Consider the following 6,489-nt stretch of genomic DNA (forward strand, 5'->3'; position numbering starts at 1 on the left):
TTAATACTATGTAGAATACGTTTTGAATTAGGTCATTGTATTGTAAAATAAGAAGTAAGCTACTGTATACCTGTTAAGGTAGGCATATAATGAGTTTATAAAAATCTTAATATGAATGAATAATTAAAAGTAGAAAAGAGAGAGAAATCTACTTAGTAACGTTTTAGTTTATAGGACAGGAGAGAGTATTCGTCGATTATGCAAATAAAAAACCTGTTTCAAAGTAAAGGATTTCAGAGGTTACTCGTATTAGTAATACTTGCTCTCGTGTTATACGGGCTGCAAAGTATGTTGAATTTAATATTAATTACGTTTATTCTCACGTATTTAATGGATCGATTCCAAAAGTTTATTTCCCGCAAATTAGGTCATTTCATGCCTATTAATCGAAAAATTATTATAGCATTTCTATATGTAATGTTAATTGGTGGAATTGCTATTACGCTATTTAAATATTTACCAGTATTGACGATACAAATTTCACAACTGATTTACCAATTCAATGTATTTTTAAGAAACCCACCAGATAGTGAACTAATTAAGTATGCAGTTAATGCTGTCAATCATATGGAACTTTCTAAATATGTAGGACAAGGCGTAGACATTTTGTATAAATCGATTACGAATGTTGGTAAATTTGGCCTTCAGGTTTTACTTTCTTTAATTTTGAGTTTGTTTTTCTTATTAGAAAAATCTCGTATTGTTGGTTTTACTGCAAAGTTTAAAGAAAGCAGGCTTGCAATTTTCTATACTGAAATTGAGTACTTCGGAAAGAAATTTGCACGTTCATTTGGAAAGGTAATCGAAGCACAATTTTTAATTGCTGTTGTTAACTGTGTTCTTTCAGTTATCGCATTATGGATATTAGGATTCCCGCAATTATTAGGTTTAGCATTAATGATTTTCTTGCTTGGATTAATTCCAGTAGCGGGGGTTATCATTTCGTTATTCCCACTTTGTATGATTGCTTACAATATTGGCGGTATTATGTACGTTGTTTATATTTTAGTTATCGTAACAGTGATTCATGCGCTTGAAAGTTACGTATTAAATCCGAAGTTTATGTCGCAAAAAACAAATTTACCGATTTTCTATACTTTTATGGTATTAATTTTCTCAGAGCACTTCTTAGGTGTATGGGGACTGATTATCGGTATTCCAATCTTCATTTTCTTACTAGATGTTTTAGACGTGACAAGTGATGAAATGGAGAAGGATGTTGGAAAAAATAAAGTGAAGTAAGAAAAAGCATCGATGTTCGATGCTTTTTCTTTTATAACATGATGTTCCTTATGCCATACTGTAAGAAGAACATAGAATAGGGGTGAAAGAATGGCTGTAAATGAAAAGGTAGAGTTAGCTACATTTGCTGGAGGGTGTTTCTGGTGTATGGTTTCTCCATTTGAAGAGATGGAGGGCATTATACAGGTTATTTCAGGTTATACAGGCGGTCATAAAGAGGACCCAACGTATAAAGAAGTGTGCTCAGAAACAACAGGACATTATGAAGCGGTACAAATTACATTTGATGCAAATAAAATGTCGTATGAGGAATTGTTAAATATATATTGGAGACAAATTGATCCGACCGATATTGGAGGACAATTCCACGACCGCGGACAGTCTTATGAAACAGTGATTTTTTATCATAATGAAGAACAACATAAAAAAGCAGAAGCCTCAAAAGAAGAACTTGAGCAGAGTGGGCGCTTTTCAAAACCAATTGCGACAAAAATACTACCAGCAGCTACATTTTATCCAGCTGAAGAATATCACCAAGGATATCATAAGAAAAACACATTCCGCTATGAGTTATATCGTAAAGGCTCAGGACGAGATGCTTTTATTAAGCAACATTGGCCAAAGGATAATGCTCATTTAAAAGAAAAACTCAATGAGATGCAGTTTTATGTAACGCAGGAAAATGGTACAGAACCACCATTTCGAAATGAGTATTGGAACCATAAAGAGGAAGGTCTTTATGTAGACATCGTTTCAGGTGAGCCGCTATTTACTTCTCTAGACAAATTTGATAGTGGATGTGGATGGCCTAGTTTTACAAAACCAGTTATGTCAGCAAGTGTGAAAGAAAAGATGGATGTGAGTCATAATATGACACGTACAGAAGTGAGAAGTAAAGAAGGAGACTCACATCTTGGGCACGTATTTCCAGACGGTCCAGGACCAAATGGCCTTCGTTACTGTATTAATTCCGCAGCTCTTCGATTTATTCCAAAAGAGGAATTAGAGAAAGAAGGCTATGGTGATTTCCTAATCTTGTTTGGAAATAAAAAATAACCTCGCAGTTAGCGAGGTTATTTTTTGTTATTTTGTTTTTTTCTTTTTAAATTTGCTTAATACTTCATAAACGATTGGAACAATAAGAAGTGTTAATAACGTTGAACTTGTTAATCCACCAATTACCGTTACACCAAGTCCTTTAGAAATTAAGCCACTACCTTCAAATCCTAATGCAAGCGGGATAAGAGCACCGATTGTTGCAATTGCAGTCATTAAAATTGGACGAAGGCGTGTTGCACCAGCTTCTAATAAAGCTTCACGTGTTGATAGTCCTTCATTTTCTTTATGAATAACGCGGTCGATAAGCACGATTGCGTTTGTTACAACGATACCGATTAACATAAGCGCACCAATCATTGCAGACACACTTAATGTTTCACCGGAGATTAATAAGGCAACAAGAGCTCCGATAATTGTAAATGGTAGCGAGAATAAAATTGCGAATGGTGCAAGGGCACCGCCAAATGTAACGACAAGAACGAAGTATACAATGGCAATCGCAGCTAACATCGCTAAGCCAAGTTGCTTAAATGATTCTTCAATATCTTTTGTAACGCCGCCCATAGAAACATCTACGCCAGAAGGAAGATCCATTTTATCTACTTCTTTTTGAACAGCGGCAGATGCTTTTGAAACGTCATCAGATGTTAGTTTTGCACTTACTTCTGCATAAACACGGCCATCGCGGTGTTTCACTGTATTCGAAGTTTCACCTTCTTTTACAGTCATAACATCTTTCACAGCCACTTCATTACCAAGTGGTGTTGTAATTTTACGATTTGTTAAGTCATCGATTGTTTCATAATTTTGTTTTTCAGCTTCTACATATACATTGATATCTTTACCGTCTTTTTTAATTGTTGTCAGAACAGGGCGATCATGTTGATTAGAAAGTCCCATTCCAATTTGAGCAGCCGTTAAGCCCATTTTACTCAGCTTTTCTTGATCTGCGACTAAAGTGTACTCTGCATACGTTTTTGCAATACTAGAATCTATATCTTTTAAGTCTTTATTTTTCTTCATGATATTTTGAATATCTTTTACAACAGGCTTAATGTCTTCTGAGCTATCTCCGTAAACGTATAGTTTAATTTCGTTACTACCGCCACTTGCTCCGAAGTCTTGGTTTTTCCATTCGCCTTTGCCAGACATCTTCTGTAAATCTTTAATGACTTGTTCTTTCTCTTTTTCAAAGTTTTTCGTGTCGTTATCATATTGCACGAAGAACATTGCTTGGTTTGATTGACCAGGACTCATTGGGTTTTCGCCACCTAATGAGAATTGAATTGTTTTGACGTCTTTATTATTTTGGAAGTGCTTCTCAGCTTTTGTTGCAATTTTTTCAACGTCTTCTAACGTTTGACCTGGTTCAGGGTTGTATGTTGCGATAATCATTTTTTCTTCTTCAGAAGGTAAGAAACTTACACCGATAACTGGTACAAGTGCAAGACTACCAACTAATAGAAGGACAGCGATACTTGATGTAATAATTTTGTGATTTAAAGCCCATGCAAGTATGCGTTTATACCCATTTGCTAATTTACTTGGTTTTTCTTCATGATGTACTTCTTTTTCCCTCATGCTCTCTTTCTTAAATAAGGAATGAGCTAGCATCGGTACGATTGTAACTGCTACTAGTAATGATGCTAATAAAGCGAAGACGATAGTTAAGGCAAATGGTAAGAACATTTCACCAATCATACCTTTTACTAGTCCAAGTGGTAAAAATACAGCAATTGTTACGATGGTAGAAGACATAATTGGGATAAACATTTCTTTCGTAGCTTCACGAATTAAATCTTTTCCGCGCAATTTCTCTTCTGATAACGACATACGTCGGTAAATATTTTCAATAACAACAATTGAGTCATCGACAACGCGGCCTATAGCAACGGTCATTGCTCCAAGTGTCATAATGTTAAGCGTAATATCCATTTGCTTTATGACTAAAACAGCAATTAATAAAGAAAGTGGTATTGAAACGACAGAGATTAACGTTGTTCGAATATTTCGTAGGAACAGCATGATAATAACGATCGCAAAGATAGCACCGAAAATTGCTTTGCTTAGCATTGTTTCAACTGATTTTTCAATAGGTGCACCTTGGTCGAATGTTAAAATGATCTCTAAATCTTTATATTTTTTCTCAAGATCTTTTACTTTATCTTTTACTGCATTTACAACATCAACTGTATTTGCATCAGAGGCCTTCACAATTTGAATTCCAATTGCTTCTTTTCCATTTGTTCGAGAAATAGATTCTGCTTTCCCAACTTCTTTAATGTCAGCAATTTCTTCTAATGTAACTGTTGGAATCCCGTTCATAGCAGCTGGATTCATTTGCGGCGTTTGTGCACCAGCGCCAGCATTTTGACTACCTTGACCGTTAGGTGAGGAAGGTATAGCTGGGATTTTAAGATCTTTTAATGCTTTAATCGTTGTAATATTGCCATCTACAACAACTGATTTTTCCGTGTCTTTAAATGTGTATAAGCCAAGTGGTAAAGATACATCCGATCCCTTAATAACATTTTTTACAGTATCTTCACTTAGTCCTAGTTCTTTCATTTTATCTTTCTTGAAGACAAGCTGTACTTCATCTACTTGTTGGCCGGCAATTTGGACAGATGCAACACCATCAAGTCCTTTTAATCCTGGTACAACATTCTTTTCTACATTTTCAGTTAAGGTAGCTAAAGATTCATTCTTGCTTGCTACGCTTAACGAAATAACAGGAAAGGCATTGAAGTTTACTCGTGAAACTTTAGGATCTTTAACACCTTCTGGGAGCTTTACATTTGTGAGAGCTTCTTTAATTTCTGTTTCTGCTTTTTCCATATTTTTATCAAAATCGTATTCTACTTGAATAGAAGATGCGTTTTGAAAAGATGATGAGCTCACAACGTTAACACCACTTAAATTTTGTAGTTGTTCTTCCATCGGCTTTGAAACTTTATCAGCTACTTCTTCTGGTGTAGCACCAGGATAGACCGTAGTTACTGTCACAATCGGTGTTGTAATATCAGGAATTGTTTCCAGCTTCATATTGAGTCCAGAGTAGATCCCGGCAATAGTAACAATAATGGTTAGTAGCCAAACTGCGAACTTATTTTTTAACGAGAAATTGATGATTTTGTTCATGTTTGCGCTCCCTTTTTATTATATTGACCAACTGGTCAGTCTAATACATAATATAACTGACCGTTCGGTCAATCGTCAATAAAAAGAGATGGTATAATACATTTATAATAAGATGCGAGATTAAATTTAGGAGAGAAGATATGAAAGAAAAAGAGCGTTTGATTATAGAATCGGCTATGAAGTTATTTGCTACTAAGGGTGTAAATGCGACATCAGTGCAGGAAATTGTGACAGCTAGTGGTATATCTAAGGGAGCTTTTTACTTATATTTTAAATCGAAAGATGAGCTTTTATTAGCGACACTTCGATATTATTATGACAAAATCCAAAAGAAAATGCTGGATATTGAACAAGAGTCTTTATTACCACGTGAAAAATTTGCAAAACAATTACATTGTCAGTTTAATGATATACAAAAGCATAAAGAATTTATTATTATGCATGCGAGAGAAAATGCAATTCCGTTTAATAAAGAAGTAGAAGAATTTATGATGCGGATGAAGTTAGAGTCTCATGCATTTTATCGGAATAGTTTATTGTCCATTTATGGTGAAAAGGTTATGCCATATTTATTGGATTTAGTAATTATAGTAGAAGGCATATGCCGTGGTTATTTAGAATTAATTATTTTACAAGCACCAGAAATTGATTTATCGTATGTCGCTGCTTTTATTTTAAAAAGAGTAGATCATTTAGTAGATGGTTTGGTAGAATCTTCGGAAGAACCTATTTTACATGAAGAAAAGCTTGGAGAATTCCTTTGTAAATCAGAGCTTATTAAGGAACAGATTAAGGAACATTTTTTAAAAGAAATTATTGTGTTTAAACGTACATTAGCGGATCAATTAGAAGATGAGGAATTGCTTGTTACATTAGATGTTTTGGAGGCAGAAATGAGGATGCGAAATACAAGAATTCCAGTTATCCAAGGGATGTTGTTTAATTTAGAGGCATATCCAACTTTAAAAGAATTTCGTTTGAGGCTTATGGACTATTACAATATAAAAAGGTAACAATGATATTTATCATTGTTACCTTTTTCATTAT

4 protein-coding genes are annotated in these 6,489 nt (G+C 34.6%); 3 read left to right on the forward strand and 1 reads right to left on the reverse strand.

The genetic code is table 11. The features are described 5' to 3' along the window. Positions 1-198: 198 nt before the first annotated feature. Both ACQGS6_RS20800 and msrB read left to right on the forward strand, forming a co-directional pair. Positions 199-1,242: an AI-2E family transporter gene (locus ACQGS6_RS20800; RefSeq protein ID WP_098283213.1), complete on the forward strand. Its 1,044-nt coding sequence runs from the start codon at positions 199-201 to the stop codon at positions 1,240-1,242. Positions 1,243-1,332: 90 nt separating this feature from the next. Continuing rightward, entirely contained in the window at positions 1,333-2,298 is a 966-nt protein-coding gene (msrB, locus tag ACQGS6_RS20805) for a peptide-methionine (R)-S-oxide reductase MsrB (RefSeq protein WP_000290174.1), read from the forward strand. Between the two features lie 27 nt (positions 2,299-2,325). On the opposite strand, the gene ACQGS6_RS20810 is transcribed toward msrB, so the two are convergent. Beyond that, positions 2,326-5,442, reverse strand: coding sequence for an efflux RND transporter permease subunit (locus ACQGS6_RS20810; RefSeq protein WP_426965519.1), 3,117 nt, complete (start codon positions 5,440-5,442; stop codon positions 2,326-2,328). A gap of 140 nt (positions 5,443-5,582) precedes the next feature. Here ACQGS6_RS20810 and ACQGS6_RS20815 point away from each other — a divergent pair, with 140 nt between their 5' ends. Continuing rightward, complete coding sequence (locus ACQGS6_RS20815; protein ID WP_000659643.1) at positions 5,583-6,455, forward strand: TetR/AcrR family transcriptional regulator; 873 nt, start codon at positions 5,583-5,585, stop codon at positions 6,453-6,455. Positions 6,456-6,489 lie beyond the last annotated feature (34 nt).

Origin of the sequence: Bacillus sp. GMs2/2, assembly GCF_050172095.1 — a bacterium.
In the GTDB taxonomy this organism is placed as follows: domain Bacteria; phylum Bacillota; class Bacilli; order Bacillales; family Bacillaceae_G; genus Bacillus_A; species Bacillus_A cereus.

Bases quoted from the DNA above. Each gene is read 5' to 3' on its own strand.
- ACQGS6_RS20800 (WP_098283213.1), top strand. From the start codon at position 199: ATGCAAATAAAAAACCTGTTTCAAAGTAAAGGATTTCAGAGGTTACTC.
- msrB (WP_000290174.1), top strand. From the start codon at position 1,333: ATGGCTGTAAATGAAAAGGTAGAGTTAGCTACATTTGCTGGAGGGTGT.
- ACQGS6_RS20810 (WP_426965519.1), bottom strand. From the start codon at position 5,442: ATGAACAAAATCATCAATTTCTCGTTAAAAAATAAGTTCGCAGTTTGG.
- ACQGS6_RS20815 (WP_000659643.1), top strand. From the start codon at position 5,583: ATGAAAGAAAAAGAGCGTTTGATTATAGAATCGGCTATGAAGTTATTT.